The sequence below is a fragment of the Sphingomonas sp. UYP23 genome (assembly GCF_054059235.1).
Genome location: NZ_JBSSBX010000001.1, coordinates 386,017 through 407,388, shown reverse-complemented (window position 1 = coordinate 407,388; position 21,372 = coordinate 386,017). Strand labels below are relative to the sequence as shown.

Sequence of the window (21,372 nt, the reverse complement as noted above, 5' to 3'; positions counted from 1 at the left end):
TGCCGGCGCTCGCTAGAGCGAGCGCCCGATCAGCTCCTTCATGATCTCGTTGGTGCCGCCGAAGATCCGCGTGACACGCGCGGCGCGCCAGGCGCGGGCGATCGGATATTCGTTCATATAGCCCGCGCCGCCATGAAGCTGGAGGCAGGCGTCCATCACTTCCCATTGCAGGTCGGTGTGCCACAGCTTGGCCGCGGCGCCCTCCTCGTTGGTCAGTTCGCCCTTCAAATGCCGCGCGATCGCCCAGTCGAGATGCGCCCAGCCGACCTGCAGCTTGGCCTTGAGATCGGCGAGCACGAAGCGGGTGTTCTGGAAGTCAAACACCATTCCGGCAAAGGCCTTGCGCGTCTTGGTGAACTCGACCGTCTCGTCGAGCGCTTTTTGCGCCGAGGCCTGGACCGACACCGCGATCGAGAGGCGTTCCTGCGGCAACTGGCTCATCAGATAGATGAAGCCCTTGCCCTCTTCGCCGAGGCAGTTGGTCATCGGCACGCGGACGTCCTCGAAGAACAGCTCGGATGTGTCGGCTGCCTCCTGGCCGATCTTGTCGAGCTTGCGGCCCTTGCTGAACCCGTCGCGGTCGCTTTCGACCAGGATGATCGACATGCCTTTCCAGGCGGGCCTGGCGTCGGGATCGGTCTTGGCGACGACCAGCGTCAAATCGGTATTCTGGCCGTTGGTGATGTAGGTCTTCGAACCGTTGATGACGTAGTGGTTGCCGTCCTTCTTCGCGGTCGTGCGGATCGCCTGCAGGTCGGAGCCGGTGCCCGGCTCAGTCATCGCGATTGCGGTGATGACGTCGCCCGAGACCATCTTCGGCAGCCACTGCTTCTTCTGCTCTTCCGAGCCATAGGTTTCGATATAGCCCGCGACGATGTCCGACTGGAGCGAGAAGCCGGCGGGGACGCCGTTATACGCCATCTCCTCGTCGACGATCGCGTTATAGCCGAAGTCGAGTCCGAGCCCGCCATACGCCTCGGGCGCGGTCGGACAGAGCATGCCGATCTCGCCCGCCTTCATCCAGAAGTCCTTCGGGACGAGGCGCTCCTCCTCCCATTTGGTGACGTGCGGCACGCCTTCCTTCTGCAGGAACTGGCGGACCGTCTGGCGGAACGCCTCATGGTCTTCGGTATAAGCGAAGCGGCCGGCGACGGTGTCGAGCGAGGACATTTCGGACTCTCCTAGGTTTCGCGTTGCAACGCGTTTTTTTGACGGTGTGCGGGGCGTTGACGCTTCCGTCAAGCGGGTTGCGCTCGACACGTTCGGCAGCAGAGCTATGCTCTGGGGAAACATTCAGGAGAGCGCATGTGAAACTGGCCAGCCTCAAATCCGGGCGCGACGGCAAGCTCGTCGTCGTATCGAACGATCTCGCCTGGTACGCCGATGCCGGACACATCGCGCCGACGCTGCAGGCCGCGCTCGACGATTGGGACCGCGTACTGCCCGACCTGCAGAACCTCGCGATCGACCTCGAGCATGAGACGATCCCGATGCAGCGCTTCCACGAACACAAGGCGGCAGCGCCGCTGCCGCGTGCGTATCAATGGGCCGATGGCTCGGCCTATGTGAACCATGTCGCGCTGGTACGGCAGGCGCGCGGGGCGGAGATGCCCGAGACCTTCTGGCATGATCCCTTGATGTATCAGGGCGGGTCGGACGGGTTCCTGGGACCGCGCGAGGCGATCTCGCTCGCAGATGAAAGCTGGGGCTGCGATTTCGAGGGCGAGGTCGTCGTCGTCACCGGCGACGTCGCGCAGGGCGCGAGCCGCGAGGATGCGCTGGCGGCGGTGCGGCTCGTCGGGCTGACCAACGACGTCTCGCTCCGCAACCTCATTCCGGGCGAACTCGCCAAGGGTTTCGGCTTCTTCCAATCGAAGCCCGCCAGCGCCTTCTCGCCGGTGTTTGTCACCCCCGATTCGCTCGGCGACTGGTGGCAGGACGGCAAGCTGCATCGCACGCTGATGGTCGATCTCAACGGACAGCCGTTCGGGCGCGTCGCGGCGGGGGCCGACATGACCTTCGATTTCGGCACGCTGATCGCCCACGCCGCAAAGACGCGTGCGCTGGGCGCGGGGACGATCGTCGGGTCGGGCACGGTCTCGAACCGCGATAGCGATGGCGGGCCGGGAAAGCCGATCGCTGCGGGCGGGGTCGGTTATGCTTGCCTGGCCGAATTGCGCACGGTCGAGACGATCGTCAGCGGGTCGCCGATCACGGGGTTCCTCAAGGCGGGCGACACGGTGCGGATCTGGGCCGAGGACGACAAGCACCATCCGATCTTCGGGACGATCGAGCAGACTGTGGGCGACGCCGCCTAAGATTGGCTCAGGCGGGGCGGGGCGGCGGTTGGATCCGCTCGAACGGGAGCAGCAGCGGCTGCTCCCCAGGCCGTCCCGCGCCATGCGGTAATGCCATAGACGCTGGCCAGAGCGTCCTCGGTCAGTACGGCATCGGCAGGACCGTCGGCGACGAGCCGTCCGTGGTCAAGCAGCAGCAAGCGATCGCAGAAGCGCGCCGCGATCGAGAGATCGTGCAGCACGACGACGATCAGCGCCCCGCCGCGGGCCTGATCGCGCAGCAGCCCCATCACGTCGAGCTGATGCCCGGGGTCGAGCGCGGTCAACGGCTCGTCGGCGATCAAGGCGGGCGCGCCGGTCGCGAGCGCGCGCGCGAGCATGACGCGCGCGCGCTCGCCGCCCGACAGATCGGTGGCGGTACGATCGGCGAGATGCGCCGTGCCGGTGTCGCGCAGCGCCCCGTCGATCGCGGCCTGATCGGCCGCGCCGATCCGCGAGAAGGGCCCGAGATGCGGCAGCCGCCCGAGCCCGACGAGCCGCGCGACGCTGAGCGGCCAGTGCAGCGCATAGGCCTGCGGCAGATAAGCGATATGGCGCGCGATCTCCGCGCTGCCGAGCGTCGCCACGTCGGCGCCATCGATCGTCACGCGCCCCGCTGCGGCAGGTAGGAGCCCGAGCAGCGCGCGCGCCAGCGTCGATTTGCCTGCGCCGTTGGGGCCGATCACGCCGATCAGCGCGCCGCGCTCGAGCGTCACGTCGAGCGTGTCGAGCACGCGGCGGCCGCCAAGCTCGACCGAGAGCGCTTGCGTCGCGATCATCACCACAAGCGGCGCTCCCGCAGCAGGTAATGGAGGAAAACGGGGACGCCGAGGAAGGCGGTCAGCACGCCGAGCTTGAGCGGGGTGGCGGTCGGCACGAGCCGCGTGCCGAGGTCCGCAAAGGTCAGCAGTGCCGCCCCGGCGAGCGCCGAGGGGATCAGGATCGCCGACGGGCTGCGATCGGTGCGCGGGCGGACGAGGTGCGGCACGATCAGGCCGACGAAACCGATGCTCCCCGCGACCGCGACGACCCCGCCGATCCCGATCGCGATGCCGAGCATCAGCCGCAACCGGACGCGCGGGAGGTCAACGCCGAGCGTGCGCGCCGCATCCTCGCCGAGCGACAGCGCGTCGAGCGCGCGACCGTCCCACCAGAGCAGCATCATGCCGATCGCGACGCACGGCAACGCGATCCACACGTCGCCGAAGCTGCGATCCTCGAGGCTGCCGAGCAGCCACGTCGTGATCTCCATCGCCGCGAACGGATTGGGCGCGAGGTTGAGCGCGAGATTGATCCCCGCGCCTGCCACGGTCGCGACCGCGACGCCTGCGAGGATCAGGCTCAGCGTGCTCTCGCCACGCCGCGACAGCCACATCAGCGGGAGCAGCGACAGCAATGCGCCGGTAATCGCGAGCAGCGGCAGCACGACCGGGTGCGTGCTCGCCAATTGCCAATAGATCGCGATCACCGCGCCCAGCGCGGCGACGCTCGACACGCCGAGCACGCCCGGATCGGCGAGCGGATTACGCAGATAGCCCTGCATCGACGCGCCGCCCATGCCGAGCATCGCGCCGACCAGCAGACCGAGCAGCGCGCGCGGCAGGCGGAGCTGGAACAGGATCGCACGGACGATCGGATCGCCATGGCCGGTCAGTGCCGCCCACAGCGTCGCCGCCGAGAGCTGCGCCGGCCCGACCAGCAGCGACGCGATCCCCGCCACGATCGCCAGCACCACCAGTACGGGAATGAGCCGCACGGCATTGCGCGCGGGCAGAAGGTTCGGCACGGCAGACCTCGCTCAGGATCGGTCGGGCCCGTCGCGCAGGGTCTGGGCGCCTCGGCCAGCCGTAGCCGCGCGGCGGCGGAAAGCGAAGGAAATCGAACGTGCGCCTTGCTCGGATCCTGCTGGCACTCGGAAGCCTTGCGTTGCTGGGCGCGACGCGTCCCGCGCCGGGGCCGCACCGGATCGTCTCGCTCAACCTGTGCGCCGACCAGTTGCTCGTCTGCCTCGCCGATCGGTCGCAGATCGTCGCACTGACCGAATGGGCGCGCGATCCCGAACTTTCGGCGGTCGTGGCGCAGGCGCGCGTCCTCCCCTTCACGCATCGCAGTGCCGAGGAAGTGATGGCGCTGCGGCCCGATCTCGTGATCGGCGCGCCGTTCCAGACCCGCGCGGTGCTCGCGCCGCTCAAGGCGCAGGGCCTGACGCTGCTCGAGTTGCCGCGTGGCGAGGGGGTGGCGGCGATCGAAACGTCGATCACCACGCTGGCGGCGGCGGTCGGCCATCCCGAACGGGGGGTGCGGATGATCGCGCAGATGCGCCGCGCCCTCGCGTCCGTCGGGCCGCCGCCGGGTCGCGGTCGTGTCGCTGCCTATTATCAGCGGCAGGGGTATCTTACAGGGACGGGAACACTGGTGGACGAGATGTTCCGCCGCGTCGGGCTGGTCAATCTGGCGGGGCGGCTCGGGCGGCCGGCGCTGTCGCAGCTTTCGCTGGAGGAGATGGCGCTCGCTCGGCCCGATTTCCTCATCCTCGAATCGGGGACGCGCGCGGTTGCCGATCGTGGGACGGCGGCATTGCATCATCCGCTGGTCGATGCAGCGGTGCCGGCGGCGCGGCACCTGTACATCGAGCAGTCCCAGACGGTGTGCGGCAGCCCGGCTTTTGCGACGGCGGTGGCGTCGCTCGCCGCGCAGATCCGCGCTGTGGACCGGCACGCGGAACATCCCGGCACCGGGCGCGCGGCACGATAGACTGCCGAACGGGGCCGCGGCGATGTGGCGGCACCCGCCCGCGCTAGAATTCGATCCCCTTTTGCGCCTTGACTCCCTGTTCGCGGAACGGATGCTTCACCAGCGTCATCTCGGTGACGAGGTCGGCCATGTCGATCAGCGCCTGTGGCGCGTTGCGGCCGGTGACGATGACGTGCGTGTCGGCGGGTTTTGCGGCGAGCACGTCAAGCACTTCGTCGAGCGGCAGATAGTCGTAGCGCAGCACGATGTTGAGCTCGTCCGCCACCACCATCGCGTAGGATGGATCGGCGATCATCCGCTTGACCTCGTCCCACGCCTCGCGCGCCACCGCCACGTCGCGTGCGCGGTCCTGCGTGTCCCAGGTGAAGCCTTCGCCCATCGGCTTGAATTCGATCAGGTCGGCAAAGCGGTCGAACACCGGCTTCTCGCCCGTCTCCCACGCGCCCTTGACGAACTGGATGACGCCGACCTTCATCCCGTGGCCGAGCGCGCGCACGACCATGCCCAGCGCCGCCGAGGTCTTGCCCTTGCCGTTGCCGGTATGGACGATCAGCAAGCCCTTTTCCTGCGTCTTGCCCTCGACGATCCGGTCACGCGCGACCTTGATCTTGGCCATCTTGGCATTGTGCTCTGCGTCGGTGCGTTCGGCCATCACGGTGCTCCGGTGGGTGAGATGGGGGCGGGTACCGCATCGCGCGCCGCGACGCCAAAGCCAAAGCGCCCTCCGGTCGGCGAATCCGTCGCCGGAGCTCGGCTCCTTCGGCGCAGCGACGAGTTTAGCCGCGATGGACCGTATCCATCCGACCGCTGCGAGCCAGCCCGAAGCGCTACCGCCGCGCCGCTTGCGGCTCGGGCACCATCATCTGCGACCCTTCCACTGGCGCGAGGCGGCGTTGTGCGTGCCTGCGCTGCCGCTGATCCTGCTTGCGGGGCAATTGCTCGGCTATCCGGTCCAAGCGGCGACCGCAGCGGGCGCGGCGTTCGCGGTCGGCTTCGGCGCGGCACGCGAGATGCGCGGGCGGCGCTGGGCGGCGATGGGCTGGGCGATGGCGGGGATGGTCGTCGCAGCCTTCGCGGGTACGGTGCTCGGCCAGGAGAGCACGGTTTTTGTCCTCGCCGCGGTCGCCGCCGCCGCGGGCTGCGCGGCGCTCGCTTTGTATGACGAGGATGTGTGGTGGGTGGTGCTGCAGATCGTCATCATCTTCTTCGTCGCGGGCTATTATCATGGCGGGATCGCCGCCGCGGGCGAACGCTCGGCGATGATCCTGCTCGGCGGGACGATCGAGATCGGCTCGGTCGTGGTGCTCGCGCGGCTGTTCCCGCGCTCGGCGGCGCCGTTTCTCGCGCCTGCGATCCTGCCCGCGCCGCAGCGTGGGACGCTGGTGCGGCACGTGCTGCGCGCGGCGCTGTGTGTCGGGGGCAGCCTGATCGTGATCCAGCGGCTTGGACTCGCCAACGGCTATTGGGCGCCGATGACCGCACTCATCGTGCTCAAGCCGCGTCTGCGCGATACGCGGGCGCGCGGGCTCGCGCGGATCGGCGGGACGCTTGGCGGGTGCCTCGTCGCGACGCTGTTCGCTGCGGCGTTCCATGCCGAGAGCTGGATCTTCCTCGCCGGCGCGACGCTCGCCGCGGGGTCGGCGTTCGCGCTGCAGAAGGCGCATTATGCCGGGCTGACCGCGTCGATTACCGCAACGATCGTGCTGCTCATCTCGCTCGGCACCGGCGATGCGGTCGCCAATGCCGAGCATCGCATTGCCGCGACGCTGATCGGCGGGGGCCTCGCCTTGCTGATGGCGCTGGTCATTCCCGGCGGCCGCGCATCGCCGGTCAGCGCGGCGGACAGCGTTGGCGATTCGTGACGCGCGGGGAGGGGGCTCCCCGCGCGCCGCTGCGGTCACCAGGTGCCGCGATCGTCGTCGTCGTCGCCGTAATTGTTGATGACGACATTCTCCTCGCCGCCACCGCCGAAAAAGCCCTGGCCGCCGCCGAACCCTTCCGAGCGATGCCCGCCGAACAGCCCCGACAGTCCGCTGAACAGCATTTCGCCGCCCGCCACGCCCGCCGCGGTCGTGCCAGCCGAGCGCAGGAAGCTGCCAAGCCCGCCGCCGCCCGAGAAGATGCCGGGGCGCTCGTCGGGCGGAGGCGGGGCATAGGCCGCGGCGCGGTTCCCCCATGGGCCGCCGGCAGGCGAGAGGAAGCTGGTTGATTGCGCCGGGGCAGGGGCGCTCAGCTGCTGCTCGAGCTCGGCGATCCGCGCCTGCGCCGCGTGGAGCGACTGGTCGGCGACGATCGCGTGCTGGACGAGCAAATAGCCGGCATCGGGGTTGGCGGCGAGCGCCTGGCGGATCAGGCCGTCGGCTTCGCTATCCGTGGCGCCGCCGCGCGCGCTGGTCAGCTCGCCGAGAAAGTTGGTCAACAGGGTGCGTTCGTCGGGGGTCATGTCCACTCCTCGCATTAGGGAGTGGGAGATCGTTCGGCCGTACCCGCGCTTCAAGCGGCGCGGCGCTTCCTGACGCGAATTTCATGTGCGCGGCGGGCGGCTAGCCGATCCAGGGCAGGGTGACGCCCAGCGCGGTGGCGACAGCCGTCACCACTCCGATCACCGCGAGGCCCGCCGCGCCCACCACGATCGGCCGCGAGCGCGCGATCAGGGCGATCGACAGCAACACGATCGCGAGCTGCAATGCGGTCTCGCCGAGCTCATACCCTTCGCCAGCGCGCGCGGCATGGGCGCCGTCTTCACGCAACGCATCGCCCTTCGCCTGCAACTGGCCGATGCCGTGACCCGCCGTGTCGGGCGCGCGCAGACGAGCGGCCTCGGCGGTCCAGTCGCGCCGGTCGGCGGGTGCGGCGGCACCGTGCGCGGCGGTCTTCAGCACCGTCTCGCGCACGATCTTGGCCTGCATATAGGCGAAGGTGTCGGACGCCTCGATCCCTTTCAACAGGCTTTCGCGCGCGCTGCCGGCCGCCGCCATGTGGATCACCGCGAGGCTGACCGCGAAGCCGCCGACCATCAGCGACACGCGGTCGCGAAAGGCGCGTTCGGTGGCGCGTTCCTCGCGCTCGCCGGCGTCGCGCTCCGCCTCGGCGCGCTCGATGGCATCGTTGATCAACTCTTTTGCGTCGGCAGCTTCGACCATCGGGCATTTCCAGATATGAGCGGAGGCGGGCCTTGTACGAGCAATGCGCGTCGCGTTCCTCGTGAAATCCCTGTCATGATCGCGCCCGCGGAATGGCGGGACCGGGCGCGGACGAACCCACCGACATTCTTCACAATCGCGCTGGAAATCGCCGGACGCGTCGCTTATAGGCCTGCGCTTCGCCGAACGGGCGCGGCAGCGCCGCCTCGATCGGCCAAGCGGGCGTGGTGAAATTGGTAGACGCGCGGGACTCAAAATCCCGTTCCTTAATCGGAGTGTCGGTTCGAGCCCGACCGCCCGCACCACCGGAATGAGTTGGAGCGCAGCGCTGAAGTGTGATGCCTGCGTTGGTGGACGGAGGTCGACCCTTCGGGCGCTCGGCAGCCAGGTCCGAAGATGCGGCAGCGGCGTCTCGGTATCGCGCAGAACTCCATCAACCGATTGATTCCCGCGTCACCGCGCGGCGATCCGCATCACCCAACACCGACGCCATGGCGGGGGTGCGACTGGTCTGACGGAACATGCCGGCGCTGAGCTGGGCCTCGCAGGCGCCGTCGCGGGTGATGGCGTTGCTCCAACGAGAGGCACCTCCCATGTCGATTCGATCGATCGATCGGCCGAACCGTCACCGGGCCGCGTCAGCGCATGCTCGACGACATGCGAATGCGCGCCGAGGTAGAGACACGAATAGAAAAATGCCGCAGCCCGCCAACAAATCGCAGGCGCAAAATTTGACGGGAATGATCGCGTTATCCGGCAGCCTGACCAGGCCGCGATGTCGTGGAAGGGAGCGGTCTGACCCAGCCTCGACCATGAGCGAGATCCAGGGTGACGTCCCAGTGGCGGAGTACATCGCGGCCGAGGTTCCCGTCGAGGATGAGGTCCCCGACCCGCACGGGCCCGGAAAATTGCAGCCCTTGCGCCGGGGCAACGTCCCAGTGCTGCACCGATGGGTCGGACTGGTTGAGACCGAACAAGCCGGCAATCGTGCGATCGACCATCGCCGGGCCGTAATTGCCGGTGTCCAGCTCCATCCATGCCGTACCCGAGGATGTCGGCACCCCCATGTCCACGGTGAGTGCTGCGCCTTCCGCCACGCGTACGAGCCGGATCGGCACCTCCACACCCGTCTTCCGGATCGCGGCGAAACTGGACGCGTCCTCGATCGTGAGCCGGTGATGGGCCACGTCCAGCGTCACGATCTGACCTTCGAAGACATCGAGGCTGATGACCCCGGCGAGGCCGGCCGACGCAGGCCCCATGAACCTGGCCAGACCGAAGACCGACAGTTGCGGCAGAGTTGTTTTAAACGCGCTGACCTTCACCAGGCTGGCGTTGCAGCGCGGTACGTCGACGCGTTCGCCGATTGCGCGAAAGCCGGTCACCTTGCCCCACGGTTTGCAACCGATCGCCGCGGCCACGGCAGGTGTAATACCCGACGTTCCGATACCGCTGTCGAACAGATAGCTCCCTTTCCGGCCGCCGACCGTAGCCTGCACCGTTTCAATGCCAGCGGAACTTGCAGACAGCAGGACAACATCACGCGCCATCACCGTAGACGGGGATGAGAGCATCGCGATGCCGGACAGGATCGTTGATACGCGCCGTACTTTCATGCCAGTTCACCCAATCCTGTTGAATTGTATCGACGCCATTGCGGGGGTCATGGCGGTTGCGGCTCAGTCCGCGGCCTTTCGTAAAGATCGGACCGCGCGCTTTCGGCTCCATTCGCTTGGCGGCCTGCTGCGCATGCTTGTCGGCATCCTGCGCCGCGGCGACGGGCTTGCGTCTCGTCGCTACGATAAGATCCACGACAACCTCGTCCTTCACGACATCGCCGGCTGGCATCAGCGCGCGTACCCGGTGTTTGAACGAAATCGTAGCAATAGCGAGCCGCCTTCGTCGCACAATGTAACGCGTCCGCCTGATCGGACGAACTGATCACAATGGATCATCGCGACGCCCCGAAACCGAGCGTAGCCCTCACATCGCCGCGGTGCTTCACGACCGCGGATGTCCGTCCTGTCCGGCCGATTCGCGGCACGCTATCCGCAGACGCGGCGATGGCGTTGGCCGTGCTGCTGCCGATCCTTGGATGCGGGGAAGAGGCCGCCGGGCTGGCCTTCACCGACCTCGCTCATGGTGAGGAAGGCGTAGCAGCGTTTGCGCTGCGGCGGGTTGCCGCGGAGGAACGGGTTCACGACCGCGTGATCCAGGCATTGGCGGCGGGGTTGCCGGCACCGCCCGACCAGAGCCGCGCGCGCGCCTTGTCGCGGAGATTTCATCTCGAGCTCGGCCGTGGTGACGCCGCGGTTCGCCTCGCACGCATCGCCGCGCTGGATTCGGCGGTGTGCCTGCTGCTGTCGCGACTGCTGCGGACAGGAACGCCGCTGTCTGACGACGCGGTCTTGGCTCCGATCCTGCGCGGGATTGCGCGCGACGAGGCGCGTCATGTCCGGATCACGCGTTCGCTCGCCGTCGCGCGGATGAGCGAGGCCAGTCTGAAGACCGTCGGGTCCGCAGTCCGCGAACGTCTGGGTGCGCTGCTCGTCGAGGCCGGCGACGCGTTCGAAGCCTTGTCGTTCGATCCGCGCTGGCTTCTCGACGATATTGGCCGACTTCCGGACGGGCTATACCGCGCATGAGCGAAGGTCTGACACGCGCCTGGCAATCGCACGGCGAGCTGTCGCTGCTGGGCACAGGCTTGGCATTTCCCGGTACGCCCGTGTCGACCGAGACGCTGCTGCGGCAGGCCGGGCTCGAGGGGCGCAGTCTGGCGCTGGGGCGATCGGTCGCCGAACGCCTCGGTATCCGGACGCGGCATATCGGCCGGACATGGGCCGCTCGGATCGACAGCCTTGGAGCGGGGGCCAGCAATCCCGCTCTTGCGGCGCGGGCCGTCGACGCCGCGCTGCGCGACGCCGGCCTCCGAGCGAGCGACCTTGGCTATCTGATCGCACACACGGCCACGCCCGCACAGCCGTTGCCGTCCAATGTGGCGTTCGTTGCCGACATCCTGGGGTTCGCCGGACCGCATCTCGAACTGCGTCAGGCCTGCACGGGCTTCGCCAACGCGCTGATGATCGCCTTCGGCTTGCTGGCGCAGCCCGGTGCCCGGCCCGTTGCGATCGTCGGTTCCGAGACCGGTTCGGTGTTCCTCGATCCTGCGGCGCTCGCCGGCGACTCGGGCCAGATCGTCAACCTCGTGCAGATGGGCGACGGTGCGGGGGCGGTGATCCTCGGTCCGGTAGCGACCGGCTCGGATCGGCTTCGCGCCGCGTGGTATGGCGCCCTGGGCCTCGATCGCGACCCCGGCTTGCAGATGCGGCATGGTGGGTCGGACCGGGCCGGACCCGGGAACGCCGGCCCCCTTTCGTTCGAACATGATTTCGCCGCGGTGCTGCGCGGCGGTGGCGCCCTGTTCGACGCCGGTGTCCGCGCCGCCGCGGCGCGCGGCTTCGACCTTGCCGCCGCCGACTGGATCATTCCGCATCAGGCGAGCGGCAGGATCGGCCATCAGCTGGCCGGGCATTTCGGTCTGCCGGAGGCACGCTTCCTGGTGAACGCCGACCGCGTCGGCAACACCGGCTCGGCGGCAATCTGGATCGCGCTCGCCGAGCTTCGCGCGCGCCGTCCGGCCGCCGGCACCCTGACGCTCGCGCTCGGGGCCGAGGCCACCAAATACATGTTCGGAGGGTTCGTCTATGAAGCCGGTCGATCGGTCTGATGCGATCGTCGTCAGCGAGCTCGGCAAGCGCTACGGCGCGACCTGGGCCGTGCGCGGTGTCAGCTTCACGCTTCAACCGGGTGCGATGTTGGGTCTGGTAGGCGCCAATGGCGGTGGAAAGACGACGACGCTCCGGATGCTCGCCGGCCTGGTGCGGCCTGACACCGGCCAAGGGCACGTCCTCGGTCACGACATCGGACGACCAAGCACCGCGCTGCGCTCGAACATCGGCTATATGAGCCAGAAGCTGTCGCTCTACCCGGAGTTGAGCGTTGCCGAGAATCTCGCCTTTCGCGCAGCCGTGCTGCGACTGCCCGACCGGCCGACCGCCATTGCGCGCGCGGCCGAGCGGTACGGGCTGGGCGGCGTGCTGGCGACCCGCTTCGATCGCTTGTCCGGCGGCTGGGCCCGGCGCGCGCAATTCGCCGCCGTCACGCTCGGCGACCCACCGCTGCTGCTGCTCGACGAACCGACGGCGGGGCTCGATGTCGCGACGCGGCGCGCGATCTGGGGATGGCTGGGCGAGTTCGCAGCGGCAGGGCATTGCGTCATCGTCAGCACGCACGACCTGATCGAGGCCGAGCGCTGCCCGACCCTGCTCCACTATGCGGAAGGGTGTGCCGAGGGGCCGATGACACCCGCCGACTTCGTCGCGTCGGCGGGGGGCGGCGATCTCGAAGACGTGGTGCACCGTCTCGCCGGAACGCGGCGCTGATGGGGATGATCGCGATCTCGCTCGCCATCGCGCGGGTGGAACTGCTTCGCCTGCTGCGCTCGCCGACGAGTTTCACCCTGCTCTTGCTGGTGCCGGCGCTCCAGATCGTGCTTTTCGGCTATGCGATCAGGCCATCGGCGACCGACATTGCGGTGGCGATCGCGGGACCGCCCTCCGAGCGCGGCGATGTCGCGCAGCTGGTCGGCACTGCAAGGCTCCGTGTCGCCGCGAGCGATCTTGCGCCGGGCCAGGCAGAGGCCATGGTCCGCGCGGGCAAGGCGGTGGTCGGGATCGAGCTGCCGACGACACCCTTCGAGCCGGTTCGGACGGTGATCGACGCCACCGATCCCAATGTCTCCGATGCGGCGGAGGCCAAGGTCGAGGCGATCTACTGGCATGCGCTCGCGGAGCGGAACGAGGTGGCGGACATCGGCCCCCGCCTTCGGATGGAACGTCTGTTCAATCCGTCCGCACGCCCGGACTGGGCCTTCCTACCCACGCTGACCGGAACGATCATGATGATCAGCATGCTGATGCTCGGCGCGCTCAGCCTGGCGCGCGAGCGGGAGCTTGGAACGTGGGAGGCGTTGGCGGCGCTGCCGGTGGGACGCGTGCCGTTGCTGTTCGGCAAGGTCGCGCCGCTTGCCGTCATCGGGTCGCTGCAAGGGCTGATCGTCCTCGTCGCGAGTGTCTGGCTGTTCGCAGTGCCGGTACACGGAAATCTTCCCGCATTCCTTGCGCTCTTTCCGCTCTTCGCCGTCGCGCACCTGGTGCTCGGGCAGGCGCTCGCGGCGCGCGCGCGGACCCAGCTGGCGGCGCTCCAGGGAGCGGTCGCCTTCTATCTTCCGGCGATGCTGCTTTCGGGATTCCTGTATCCGTTCTCGACGCTGCCGATCTGGGCACAGCGACTGGGCGAAATCTTCCCGCTGACCCATTTCGCCCGCGCCGCGCGCGACGCCACCCTGCGTGGACGCGACGGGTGGACGATCCTCGCCCATGGCGGGCCCATTGCCCTGTTCCTTGTGGCGGTGCTCGCGATTTCGCTGCTGCAACACAGGGCTCGGCTCGATTGAGCCGTCTGTAACGGGCGGGGCGTCTGGCACGAACACACCAGCAATGACGGCTTGGCCGCCTTCCCGGGAGACCGCATCATGTCCTTTCGTCTGACCACAGCCGCCTTCGTGGCATCGATCCTGGCGGTCGCGCCCGCCCATGCCGCCGAGTTCAGGGCCTTCGATCAGGCCGCCTTCGTCGCGGCGCAGGCTCAAGGCCGCCCCATCCTGCTCGACGTGCACGCCTGGTGGTGCCCCGTCTGCTTCTCGCAGAATCACACGATCCGGCAGGCGGTCCTGTCGCCCGCTTATGACAAACTGATCATCTTTCGGATCAACTACGACACGCAGAAGCCAGTCTGGCGAGGCTTCGGCGTGCGCAAACAGGCGACCTTGATCGCATACCGCGGCCAGCGGGAGGTTGGGCGCCTAGCATACCTGACCAACAAGGACGCCATCAACGCGCTCCTCGCCTCAGCGGTTCGCTGACGCCACGGCCGGTGCCCTGGCACCATTGCCAGTGTAACTTCCTGCGCTTCGCTTGCGAAACTCTCATCATGGCTGGCGATCGCGCCGGCCGATCCCTCGCAACGCTGGAACCCACCCCATGTGCCTTCATCGCCTTATCCCCGCCGCATCTTGGCCTGCCGAGGACGCGCGGCGATGAGCAGCGTCCTGAATCCGGCGCTCGCCTTTGCGGCAGGGGCGCTCACCATCCTGTCGCCCTGCGTGCTGCCGCTGGTTCCTATCGTCCTCGGCAGTGCCGCGCAGAAGCATCGCTTCGGACCGCTCGCGCTGGCGGCGGGTCTGGTGGTGTCGTTCACCGTGACTGGATTCGTGATCGCGACCGCTGGGGAGTCGCTTGGCCTCGACACTGACGGTGTCCGCATCGCCGGCGCAGTCATTCTCGCGGTGATCGGTCTCGCACTCGTCGTTCCGCAACTCCAGCGCCTTGCGGAGCGTCTCGCCACCCCGCTCGCGCGATGGGCTGGCGCGCGGCAGGCGGGGATGGAACGGTTCGGTCTGCCCGGGCAGGCCGCGATCGGCATGCTGCTCGGGCTGGTTTGGAGCCCGTGCGTCGGCCCGACCCTGGGCGCGGCGACGGTCCTCGCGGCGCAGGGGCAGGATCTTGGCGAGGTCGCGTTCGTACTGGCGGCGTTTGGTCTCGGGATCGCAAGTGTCCTGCTGATCCTGGCGCTCGCGGCCCGTTCGGTGATCGTTCGCTGGCGCGGTCGTCTGATGAGCGCGGGAAGCGGGGGCAAGAAGGCGCTCGGCGCGCTGCTGATCGCGGTTGGTCTGCTCATCCTTACCGGAACCGACCACCTGATCGAGGGCTACGTTCTCGAGATGTCGCCGGAATGGCTTACGAACCTGACAACGGCGATCTGAGCAATGCGCCAGGGCCCCGCCGCGCTGCGTGTCCGCGGTGCGAGGCCGGATCGCTCGTCGAAGGACTATCCATCGGGAACTGGCACCATTGGCGTCGGGTGTTCACCCGCAAACCGATGGTGAATGACGCCCTCATTGATACCCTGGTGGAGGATCTTCGGCCGGTATCGCTCCTCGCCGCGGCCTTCGCCGCTGGGGACTCGTGCTTGCCGGCCTCGCCCTCCTGGGCGCAGCGATCGACGATCGCCGACTGCTGCCGGAGAGGCGGTCGCGCCGCAGATTTGATACGACATCGACGCGTCGAAGGCGGTCGATACCCTGACGCTGGCTGGCGCCGGCACTGTGTCGCTGCTGCAGCACGACAGCACGGCTGCTGGCCGTGGCGGCCGGTCGCCCGCTGAACGCTCGATGGTGGGCGGTGCAGCAGTAATTCCACTGGCATCGGCGCCGGGCACGATCCGTCCGATCCTGCAGATGACGGAGGACACATGCCACTGAAGCGCCGCGACACGCAACACCGCCCGATAGCCTGACGCCGCCGGACGGTGTTGCAGACGGGAATGCGCCCGACCGTTTCGGCCGAGCTGCGGATGGTTAGCCCTGGGGGGTGAGGCTGCCGCCCATCTTGGCGCAAGCCTTGGTCGAAAGATCCTTGAAGCCCTGACCCTTGCAGTCGTTCTGGCCCTTGCAGTCATGGGTGCCCGACTTGCAATCGGACGTGCCCTTGCACGAATTGACCCCGTAACAGGGCTGCACCTTGGCCGTCTTGCCAGCGGCCTGCGCGGGAGCGGTCATTGCGAGGCCCGTCAGGGCGAACATGGCAGCGGCGGAAGCGATGGCGGCGCCGGTCTTGAAGGTCTTCATGGGGATACTCCTGATGGATGACGTTTGCCGAGTGGCGCTGGGAATTTCGCCACCAGAAGACGCCCGGTTACAGACGCGATAAAAATCCGACGTCGCGGCCAATCTGTAACCACGGCGTCGGATCGAGCGGACTGAACGCCGTGGTCCGTTCCCATCAGCCTCTCGGACCACCGTGCGGCGACCCATCCCCCGATGGATCGTCGCACGTGAGGCTGATTGGAGACCGTCCCATGACACAACGTACAACTACCGCCCTGAGCGCCCTGCTGCTCGTGTCCCTCGCTGCAGGCGCGACCACGGCCGCCCACGCACAGGCGAGCAAGCCAATGGAGAAGTGCTACGGCGTCTCGAAGGCCGGCAAGAACGACTGCAAGGCCGGCGCCGGCACCACCTGCGCGGGCACCTCGAAGGTCGACTATCAGAAGGACGCCTGGAAGCTCGTGCCGGCCGGCACCTGCGCCAAGATCAAGACGCCGAAGGGCCTCGGCTCGCTCATCCCGGGCGCCTGAGGAGTCCGCTGCGATGACCATGACCACAGGCCTGGGCTTCAAGCTCGAGCATCTCGATGAAGCGCTGACGGCGCGAAACCTGGGCCTGTGGTTTGAGGTCCATGCCGAGAATTACATGGTCGAGGGAGGGCCGCGGCTGCGCGCGCTCGTCGCGCTCGCCGAGCGCTTCCCGATCGCGCTCCACGGCGTCGGCCTGTCGCTCGCGTCGGTGGAGCCGCCCTCGGCGGACCATCTGCGGCGGCTGAAAGCGCTTTCCGACCTGATCCGGCCTGCGGCGGTCTCGGACCATCTCGCCTGGCAGAAATGGGAGGGTGCGCATCACGCCGACTTTCTCCCGTTCCCGCGCACCCGCGAGGCGCTCGACATCACGGTGGCGAACGTGGCGCGCGTGCAGGATGCGCTGGGTCGCACGATCATGGTCGAGAATCCATCGCTCTATGTCGAGCTGCCCGGTCATGACTTCGGCGAGGCGAGCTTTCTCACCGAACTGGCGCGGCGCACGGGATGCGGGCTGCTCGTCGACGTGAACAACATCTATGTCAGCGCGGCGAACCTGCGTTTCTCGGCTGACGCACGGGTTGATGCGATCCCCGCGTCGATCGTCGGTGAGATCCATCTTGCCGGGCACAGGCCCGACCCGGACCAGGAGAGCGGGTTGCTGATCGACAGCCACGATGCGCCGATCTCGGACCCGGTGTGGATGCTGTATCGACGCCTGATCGAGCGCATCGGTCCGCGGCCGACGCTGATCGAGCGCGACGACGACATCCCGCCCTTCGCCGCGCTGATGCGCGAGCGCGATCGCGCGCATCATCTGCTCGAATACGGGACGACCATCGATGCATGATACCGCCACTTTTCAACAGGCCTTTGGCGCCATGCTTGAATCCCCCGAAAGTGCGAGCGACCCGGCCATGCGGCGCGCGCTCGCGATTCACCGCAATACCGCGACCAAGGCGGCGCGCGACGCGCTGTTCGCAAATTACCCGGTAACGGCCGCGATCGTCGGCGAGGACGCGTTCGCCGCATGCGCGGCCGCGTACGTCGCGGTCGCGCCACCACGCGAGGCGCGGCTTTGTCTATATGGCGACGCCTTCGGGCATTTCGTCGATGCTTGGACCCCGTTCGCCGAAGCGCCGTATCTTGGCGCCGTCGCAGGGCTCGAACGCCTCGTGACCGAGGCGCTGTTCGCTGCGGACCGCGCACCCCTGGATCCGCAGGACCTTTCCCGGGGTATCGACCCCGAGGCGGTTCTGCGGTGGCATCCCGCAACCCGTACCGCGACGGCACCGATGCCTCTGGGAAGCTTGTGGCTCGCGCATCAGCCCGACGCCGGGCCCGACGCGCTCGCCGAGATCGTCTGGGTCGAGGAGACGGTCCTCGTCACACGGCCGGGCGACGCGGTCGAGATTCGCGTCATCGATGGACCGACGAGAGCCTTCCTTGCGGGCCCGACGCTCGCGCAGGCTGCTGCCAATGCTTCCGCCAAAGGCGGGGATGTCGCGAGTATCTTTGCCGCACTGCTGTCCGCCGGCGCCTTCGTCCAAGATGATCCGAAAGGGAAATGACCATGAACTTCTATAGACGCCTCTGTTCCTTGCTCGACCGATTTTCGGGCTCGATCCTGTTGCTGGTCGCACGCCTCGGCGTCGCCGGGGTGTTCTTCATGTCGGGGCGCACCAAGGTCGATGGACTGCTGCACATTACCGACAGCACCTACACGCTGTTCGAGACGGACTATCGGATACCGCTGATTCCACCGCATATTGCCGCGCATCTCGCGGCCTATCAGGAGCATCTCTTCCCGATCCTGCTGGTGCTCGGACTGTTCAATCGCGTCGCGGCTCTCGGCTTGCTCGGCATGACGATCGTGATCGAAGTGTTCGTCTATCCCGATGCCTGGCCGACGCACCTGAGCTGGGCGGGCCTGCTGCTTCCCATCGTGTTTCGTGGCGGTGGCAAAGTGTCGCTCGACTATCTTCTGGGCCTGGATCCCGCGCGCAATACGAAACCGCGCGATTATGCCGCAGGCTGAGCACTAGCAGTGCCGGTTGCAGGCGGCCTCGTCGGCCGCGATTGGAGGTCGCCGCAGTGGATCTTGTACGATGGCGACAGAGCGCGCCACGGTGCGCCAAGCGGATCCACTAAAGTGTTACGTCAACGCCGAGCGCCGCGCCGTCGCGGACCCGTGGGAACGTGCTGATCAAGCTCGACAATGCAGGTCGCAGGACGGTCAGCGCGCCGTAATCGCCTGGCGCAATTGCGCCAGGGGTGCCCTGTCGTCCAAGGTAAGCGCGCCATCCGGTGCCACCGCGACGCCCAGCGCCTCGAACAGTCGCGGCAGATCGGTTTCGACCGGCGCGGTCGCGAAGCGGCGGTAGAGCGCGATCAGCGACGTTGCGCCAAGTGCCGCGTCGCCAACCGTCATTAGCTGCTCTGGCGACCAAGTCGCCGTATTGCCGCCGCTCACGCGGTTGATCCGCCGGAGCGCGGCGCGGAGTGACTGCGCGCCGCGCGTGTCCCGGTAGATGGCGATCTCGGCCTGAAGCCAGAAGAGTGCGCCGCCCCAATACAGGCGTCCCCAGGCGAGCGTGCCGTCCATGCCCGTGTCGCCGGCGTGCGGGTTGCCGTCGGACATCCCTTGAAGGGCTTCCCGCCAAACCTCCGCCGGCGCAAGCTGACCGATCAGCGCGCGGGCGAGGGGTTCGACATAGGTTGCATTCCCTTCCTGAAGCCAGAGCGCGCGGCGCGGGAGGTCGGGCAGCGCGGTATGCACCATCTCGTGCACGAGGACCCAGTCGCGCGCGAAGGCTTCGCGCCCTGCGCCGACGCCGACATGGATTCGGGTGGCGGAGCCGTCAAAGCCGAACGTGGTGCCGTGGCCGACGCGATCGCCCGGTTCCGCGATGACGAGCAATCCATAATCTTCGACCGGGAACCTGCCGAAATACGCCGTGACCGCCATCGCCGCCGTCCGGATCCAGTGCATCACGGGGCCCCGCGAGAGGCCCGGTGCCCCATCGGCAAAGACGACATTGATGCTCCCGCCGCCTATCCTCAACCGCTGACCGGACTGGCCCCGCAGGGCGGCGTACATGTCGCCTGGATCCTCATAGGTGGCAGGCTGCACGACGGCGGCGAGCGAGGCACCGCCGATCGCAGCGGCGCCGATGCCGAGGACGACGGCACGCCGATCGAGCCGCGTCATGGCTCAGCGTAGCGCGGTGGCAGCGAAGGCCCTGATCTGGCCAGGATCGGTAATGCCGAGCGTACGGCCGGTCTCTTTGCCCCCCTTGAACGCTATGAGCGTGCTCTGCTTGCTGATTCCGAGCACCTTCTTCTCGGTCGTCTGATGGTCGTAGTCCAACCGCAGGATCAGTAGGTCCCGATAGGCCGGATCTGTCGCGAGACCGTCGATCGTCGGCGCCTGCGCGCGGCAGGTCGGGCACCAGGGCGCGAAGGCGTCGATGAGCACGGGCTTGCCCGCCGCCTGCGCGGTTTTGAGCGTCGCCAGGCTGAAGGGGCGAACTGGCTGTGCCTGGACCGGGGCGGCGAAGAGGGAGAGCGCCGCGAAGGCCACACCCGAACCAAGGAACGCGAGCGCAGCGGAAAGGGTGGAGCGGGGCGACCGGGTGTTCATTGTGGCATTCCCTGTTGGGGGCAAGAGATGCACGTCAGTTCGCCTGTGCGCGCCACCTGGTTACAAGACCGGGGCGCCCGGGGCGGTACAGGCGTGGTACGCCGAGTGGCTCGAGCTGACGTCGGCACCGCCCGGCGCGGCGCGGAGAAGGGATCCGGCACGCGCGAGGATCGCCGCGACGTTGGTTAGCCAAGGCGGGAGGTCAGCAAAATCCCCGAGCCCGGTAACCAAATCGCCGATCGCACCGAACTTTAGGGAAGACTCGCGGCGCGGAGGCCCGTCGGACGAGTGTTCGACGGAGCGTTTGATGAAAACCGAAGTGTTGATTGCGGAACTGTCGAGCGGGCTGCAACCCGTGCCCCGCGGAGCCACGCGGATAATGCTGCGCAAGGGTCTCGTCACCGGCGCCGTGGTCGCCGGGGTCGCCGTGCTGTTCTGGCCCGGCCTTGGTCCGCGACCCGACATGCCCGTCGCGGTGCTGACCGTCTCGTTCTGGATCAAGCTGCTCTATACGGCGTCGATCGCGTCGCTCGGGTTCGTCGCGCTCGATCGGCTGAGCAGGCCGAACGCAGCAACGCTCCACTGGTTGAGGCTGCTCTGGCCCCCGGTCGCCGTGCTGGCCGCCGTCGCCGCGATGCGCTGGGCCGCGGCACCTTCCGGCGATGCGAAGGCGTTCTGGATGGGATCCAGCTGGCGGCAGTGCCCCGCCTATGTCGCGGCGCTCGCGCTGCCCGTCTTCGTCGGTCTGATGTGGGCGATGTCGCGGCTGGCGCCGACCAGGCTGAGGGCGGCGGGCGCTGCGGCGGGTCTCGTGTCGGGCGCCACGGGTGCGTCCATCTACGCGCTGCACTGCGCCGAGACCTCGCCCGGTTTCGTGCTGCTCTGGTATTCGCTCGGCCTCGGGGTCGCGACGTTGCTTGGAGCGACACTCGGTCCGCGTCTGCTTCGATGGTGACGATGTCCGACGATTGCGACCGAGGCGGACGCCGCGCCAGGTCTCGACCGAGAAGGGACGTCCTTACGAAAACCCTCCCGAACTTCGGATGAGGGTGGCCAACGCCGCATGGTCGCGCGTCGATCGCGGGCTTCGCGCAAAGCATCGCGCGCCAGCATAAGTCTCCAGGCGGCGTTGCGGCCAAAGGCTCATCATCGACGATCCGGTTCCGAAGGGCGTCGGTTATTCGGCCAGCGGTTGTTCGACGAGACCGCTGCGGGCGGTGGCAGATCCGTCGTCGGGGAGCGG

At 67.9% G+C, this 21,372-nt stretch carries 25 protein-coding genes and 1 tRNA gene; 15 read left to right on the top strand and 11 right to left on the bottom strand.

Going from position 1 to position 21,372, the window contains the following annotated elements:
* Positions 1-12 precede the first annotated feature (12 nt).
* Positions 13-1,170 (bottom strand): acyl-CoA dehydrogenase family protein, encoded by a 1,158-nt coding sequence (locus ACVWYO_RS02145; RefSeq protein WP_457348562.1) that lies wholly within the window; start codon positions 1,168-1,170, stop codon positions 13-15.
* 137 nt (positions 1,171-1,307) lie between these two features.
* Here ACVWYO_RS02145 and ACVWYO_RS02140 point away from each other — a divergent pair, with 137 nt between their 5' ends.
* A complete protein-coding gene (locus ACVWYO_RS02140) occupies positions 1,308-2,318 on the top strand; it encodes a fumarylacetoacetate hydrolase family protein (protein WP_457348561.1) in 1,011 nt (336 codons plus the stop codon).
* Here ACVWYO_RS02140 and ACVWYO_RS02135 read toward each other — a convergent pair.
* Together ACVWYO_RS02135 and ACVWYO_RS02130 are read right to left on the bottom strand one after the other, a co-directional pair.
* Positions 2,315-3,115, bottom strand: a complete 801-nt coding sequence (locus ACVWYO_RS02135) for an ABC transporter ATP-binding protein (protein ID WP_457348560.1) — start codon at positions 3,113-3,115, stop codon at positions 2,315-2,317. The genes ACVWYO_RS02140 and ACVWYO_RS02135 overlap by 4 nt on opposite strands.
* Positions 3,115-4,122 (bottom strand): FecCD family ABC transporter permease, encoded by a 1,008-nt coding sequence (locus tag ACVWYO_RS02130; protein ID WP_457348559.1) that lies wholly within the window; start codon positions 4,120-4,122, stop codon positions 3,115-3,117. The genes ACVWYO_RS02135 and ACVWYO_RS02130 overlap by 1 nt, the downstream gene beginning before the upstream one ends.
* Positions 4,123-4,220: 98 nt before the next feature.
* Here ACVWYO_RS02130 and ACVWYO_RS02125 point away from each other — a divergent pair, with 98 nt between their 5' ends.
* Positions 4,221-5,090 (top strand): ABC transporter substrate-binding protein, encoded by an 870-nt coding sequence (locus tag ACVWYO_RS02125; protein WP_457348558.1) that lies wholly within the window; start codon positions 4,221-4,223, stop codon positions 5,088-5,090.
* 43 nt (positions 5,091-5,133) lie between these two features.
* Here ACVWYO_RS02125 and cobO read toward each other — a convergent pair whose 3' ends face one another.
* Positions 5,134-5,742, bottom strand: coding sequence for a cob(I)yrinic acid a,c-diamide adenosyltransferase (cobO, locus tag ACVWYO_RS02120; RefSeq protein WP_457348557.1), 609 nt, complete (start codon positions 5,740-5,742; stop codon positions 5,134-5,136).
* Positions 5,743-5,875: 133 nt separating this feature from the next.
* Between cobO and ACVWYO_RS02115 the strand changes: the two genes are divergently transcribed.
* Positions 5,876-6,952: an FUSC family protein gene (locus ACVWYO_RS02115; protein ID WP_457348556.1), complete on the top strand. Its 1,077-nt coding sequence runs from the start codon at positions 5,876-5,878 to the stop codon at positions 6,950-6,952.
* Between the two features lie 35 nt (positions 6,953-6,987).
* On the opposite strand, the gene ACVWYO_RS02110 is transcribed toward ACVWYO_RS02115, so the two are convergent.
* Together ACVWYO_RS02110 and ACVWYO_RS02105 are read right to left on the bottom strand one after the other, a co-directional pair.
* Positions 6,988-7,533, bottom strand: a complete 546-nt coding sequence (locus tag ACVWYO_RS02110; RefSeq protein WP_457348555.1) for a DUF2076 domain-containing protein — start codon at positions 7,531-7,533, stop codon at positions 6,988-6,990.
* Between the two features lie 100 nt (positions 7,534-7,633).
* Positions 7,634-8,233 (bottom strand): DUF4337 family protein, encoded by a 600-nt coding sequence (locus ACVWYO_RS02105; protein WP_457348554.1) that lies wholly within the window; start codon positions 8,231-8,233, stop codon positions 7,634-7,636.
* Positions 8,234-8,451: 218 nt separating this feature from the next.
* On the opposite strand from ACVWYO_RS02105, the gene ACVWYO_RS02100 reads away from it, so the two are divergent.
* A tRNA-Leu gene (locus ACVWYO_RS02100) sits at positions 8,452-8,538 on the top strand.
* A gap of 444 nt (positions 8,539-8,982) precedes the next feature.
* Here ACVWYO_RS02100 and ACVWYO_RS02095 read toward each other — a convergent pair.
* Complete coding sequence (locus ACVWYO_RS02095; RefSeq protein WP_457348553.1) at positions 8,983-9,783, bottom strand: hypothetical protein; 801 nt, start codon at positions 9,781-9,783, stop codon at positions 8,983-8,985.
* Positions 9,773-10,081 (bottom strand): hypothetical protein, encoded by a 309-nt coding sequence (locus ACVWYO_RS02090; protein WP_457348552.1) that lies wholly within the window; start codon positions 10,079-10,081, stop codon positions 9,773-9,775. The genes ACVWYO_RS02095 and ACVWYO_RS02090 overlap by 11 nt, the downstream gene beginning before the upstream one ends.
* A gap of 215 nt (positions 10,082-10,296) precedes the next feature.
* On the opposite strand from ACVWYO_RS02090, the gene ACVWYO_RS02085 reads away from it, so the two are divergent.
* The 6 genes from ACVWYO_RS02085 (at position 10,297) to ACVWYO_RS02060 (ending at position 15,116) form a co-directional block, all read left to right on the top strand.
* The gene (locus ACVWYO_RS02085) at positions 10,297-10,878 is read left to right on the top strand and encodes a 3-oxoacyl-ACP synthase (RefSeq protein WP_457348551.1); all 582 of its coding nucleotides are present in this window, start codon (positions 10,297-10,299) and stop codon (positions 10,876-10,878) included.
* A complete protein-coding gene (locus ACVWYO_RS02080; protein WP_457348550.1) occupies positions 10,875-11,960 on the top strand; it encodes a 3-oxoacyl-ACP synthase III family protein in 1,086 nt (361 codons plus the stop codon). The genes ACVWYO_RS02085 and ACVWYO_RS02080 overlap by 4 nt, the downstream gene beginning before the upstream one ends.
* Positions 11,938-12,675: an ABC transporter ATP-binding protein gene (locus ACVWYO_RS02075; RefSeq protein WP_457348549.1), complete on the top strand. Its 738-nt coding sequence runs from the start codon at positions 11,938-11,940 to the stop codon at positions 12,673-12,675. Before ACVWYO_RS02080 ends, ACVWYO_RS02075 begins: the two co-directional genes overlap by 23 nt.
* Positions 12,675-13,748, top strand: coding sequence for an ABC transporter permease (locus ACVWYO_RS02070; protein ID WP_457348548.1), 1,074 nt, complete (start codon positions 12,675-12,677; stop codon positions 13,746-13,748). The genes ACVWYO_RS02075 and ACVWYO_RS02070 overlap by 1 nt, the downstream gene beginning before the upstream one ends.
* A 78-nt stretch (positions 13,749-13,826) precedes the next feature.
* The gene (locus tag ACVWYO_RS02065) at positions 13,827-14,216 is read left to right on the top strand and encodes a thioredoxin family protein (protein WP_457348547.1); all 390 of its coding nucleotides are present in this window, start codon (positions 13,827-13,829) and stop codon (positions 14,214-14,216) included.
* A gap of 174 nt (positions 14,217-14,390) precedes the next feature.
* Positions 14,391-15,116, top strand: a complete 726-nt coding sequence (locus ACVWYO_RS02060) for a cytochrome c biogenesis CcdA family protein (protein WP_457348546.1) — start codon at positions 14,391-14,393, stop codon at positions 15,114-15,116.
* A gap of 594 nt (positions 15,117-15,710) precedes the next feature.
* Here ACVWYO_RS02060 and bufA2 read toward each other — a convergent pair.
* Positions 15,711-15,980, bottom strand: a complete 270-nt coding sequence (bufA2, locus tag ACVWYO_RS02055) for a BufA2 family periplasmic bufferin-type metallophore (RefSeq protein ID WP_457348545.1) — start codon at positions 15,978-15,980, stop codon at positions 15,711-15,713.
* Positions 15,981-16,210: 230 nt separating this feature from the next.
* Here bufA2 and ACVWYO_RS02050 point away from each other — a divergent pair, with 230 nt between their 5' ends.
* From ACVWYO_RS02050 to ACVWYO_RS02035, 4 genes are read left to right on the top strand one after another with little or no spacing between them, the layout of a single operon-like run.
* Positions 16,211-16,489 (top strand): BufA1 family periplasmic bufferin-type metallophore, encoded by a 279-nt coding sequence (locus ACVWYO_RS02050; RefSeq protein WP_457348544.1) that lies wholly within the window; start codon positions 16,211-16,213, stop codon positions 16,487-16,489.
* Between the two features lie 13 nt (positions 16,490-16,502).
* Positions 16,503-17,336 carry an MNIO family bufferin maturase gene (bufB, locus tag ACVWYO_RS02045; protein WP_457348543.1) on the top strand — a complete coding sequence of 278 codons (834 nt, stop codon included), beginning with the start codon at positions 16,503-16,505 and terminating at the stop codon, positions 17,334-17,336.
* A complete protein-coding gene (locus ACVWYO_RS02040) occupies positions 17,329-18,057 on the top strand; it encodes an HvfC/BufC family peptide modification chaperone (protein ID WP_457348542.1) in 729 nt (242 codons plus the stop codon). The genes bufB and ACVWYO_RS02040 overlap by 8 nt, the downstream gene beginning before the upstream one ends.
* A 2-nt stretch (positions 18,058-18,059) precedes the next feature.
* Positions 18,060-18,524 (top strand): DoxX family protein, encoded by a 465-nt coding sequence (locus ACVWYO_RS02035; RefSeq protein ID WP_457348541.1) that lies wholly within the window; start codon positions 18,060-18,062, stop codon positions 18,522-18,524.
* Between the two features lie 198 nt (positions 18,525-18,722).
* On the opposite strand, the gene ACVWYO_RS02030 is transcribed toward ACVWYO_RS02035, so the two are convergent.
* Both ACVWYO_RS02030 and ACVWYO_RS02025 read right to left on the bottom strand, forming a co-directional pair.
* Entirely contained in the window at positions 18,723-19,697 is a 975-nt protein-coding gene (locus tag ACVWYO_RS02030) for a hypothetical protein (protein WP_457348540.1), read from the bottom strand.
* 3 nt (positions 19,698-19,700) lie between these two features.
* Complete coding sequence (locus ACVWYO_RS02025) at positions 19,701-20,129, bottom strand: thioredoxin family protein (protein ID WP_457348539.1); 429 nt, start codon at positions 20,127-20,129, stop codon at positions 19,701-19,703.
* Positions 20,130-20,436: 307 nt separating this feature from the next.
* Here ACVWYO_RS02025 and ACVWYO_RS02020 point away from each other — a divergent pair, with 307 nt between their 5' ends.
* Complete coding sequence (locus ACVWYO_RS02020) at positions 20,437-21,084, top strand: NrsF family protein (RefSeq protein ID WP_457348538.1); 648 nt, start codon at positions 20,437-20,439, stop codon at positions 21,082-21,084.
* Positions 21,085-21,372 lie beyond the last annotated feature (288 nt).

Bases quoted from the DNA above. Each gene is read 5' to 3' on its own strand.
- ACVWYO_RS02090 (WP_457348552.1), bottom strand. From the start codon at position 10,081: ATGCCAGCCGGCGATGTCGTGAAGGACGAGGTTGTCGTGGATCTTATC.
- ACVWYO_RS02020 (WP_457348538.1), top strand. From the start codon at position 20,437: ATGAAAACCGAAGTGTTGATTGCGGAACTGTCGAGCGGGCTGCAACCC.
- bufB (WP_457348543.1), top strand. From the start codon at position 16,503: ATGACCATGACCACAGGCCTGGGCTTCAAGCTCGAGCATCTCGATGAA.
- ACVWYO_RS02095 (WP_457348553.1), bottom strand. From the start codon at position 9,783: ATGGCGCGTGATGTTGTCCTGCTGTCTGCAAGTTCCGCTGGCATTGAA.
- ACVWYO_RS02080 (WP_457348550.1), top strand. From the start codon at position 10,875: ATGAGCGAAGGTCTGACACGCGCCTGGCAATCGCACGGCGAGCTGTCG.
- ACVWYO_RS02070 (WP_457348548.1), top strand. From the start codon at position 12,675: ATGGGGATGATCGCGATCTCGCTCGCCATCGCGCGGGTGGAACTGCTT.
- ACVWYO_RS02115 (WP_457348556.1), top strand. From the start codon at position 5,876: ATGGACCGTATCCATCCGACCGCTGCGAGCCAGCCCGAAGCGCTACCG.
- ACVWYO_RS02060 (WP_457348546.1), top strand. From the start codon at position 14,391: ATGAGCAGCGTCCTGAATCCGGCGCTCGCCTTTGCGGCAGGGGCGCTC.
- ACVWYO_RS02065 (WP_457348547.1), top strand. From the start codon at position 13,827: ATGTCCTTTCGTCTGACCACAGCCGCCTTCGTGGCATCGATCCTGGCG.
- ACVWYO_RS02030 (WP_457348540.1), bottom strand. From the start codon at position 19,697: ATGACGCGGCTCGATCGGCGTGCCGTCGTCCTCGGCATCGGCGCCGCT.
- ACVWYO_RS02145 (WP_457348562.1), bottom strand. From the start codon at position 1,170: ATGTCCTCGCTCGACACCGTCGCCGGCCGCTTCGCTTATACCGAAGAC.
- ACVWYO_RS02035 (WP_457348541.1), top strand. From the start codon at position 18,060: ATGAACTTCTATAGACGCCTCTGTTCCTTGCTCGACCGATTTTCGGGC.
- cobO (WP_457348557.1), bottom strand. From the start codon at position 5,742: ATGGCCGAACGCACCGACGCAGAGCACAATGCCAAGATGGCCAAGATC.
- ACVWYO_RS02085 (WP_457348551.1), top strand. From the start codon at position 10,297: ATGGCGTTGGCCGTGCTGCTGCCGATCCTTGGATGCGGGGAAGAGGCC.
- ACVWYO_RS02110 (WP_457348555.1), bottom strand. From the start codon at position 7,533: ATGACCCCCGACGAACGCACCCTGTTGACCAACTTTCTCGGCGAGCTG.
- ACVWYO_RS02075 (WP_457348549.1), top strand. From the start codon at position 11,938: ATGAAGCCGGTCGATCGGTCTGATGCGATCGTCGTCAGCGAGCTCGGC.
- ACVWYO_RS02135 (WP_457348560.1), bottom strand. From the start codon at position 3,115: ATGATCGCGACGCAAGCGCTCTCGGTCGAGCTTGGCGGCCGCCGCGTG.
- ACVWYO_RS02050 (WP_457348544.1), top strand. From the start codon at position 16,211: ATGACACAACGTACAACTACCGCCCTGAGCGCCCTGCTGCTCGTGTCC.
- bufA2 (WP_457348545.1), bottom strand. From the start codon at position 15,980: ATGAAGACCTTCAAGACCGGCGCCGCCATCGCTTCCGCCGCTGCCATG.
- ACVWYO_RS02105 (WP_457348554.1), bottom strand. From the start codon at position 8,233: ATGGTCGAAGCTGCCGACGCAAAAGAGTTGATCAACGATGCCATCGAG.
- ACVWYO_RS02025 (WP_457348539.1), bottom strand. From the start codon at position 20,129: ATGAACACCCGGTCGCCCCGCTCCACCCTTTCCGCTGCGCTCGCGTTC.
- ACVWYO_RS02040 (WP_457348542.1), top strand. From the start codon at position 17,329: ATGCATGATACCGCCACTTTTCAACAGGCCTTTGGCGCCATGCTTGAA.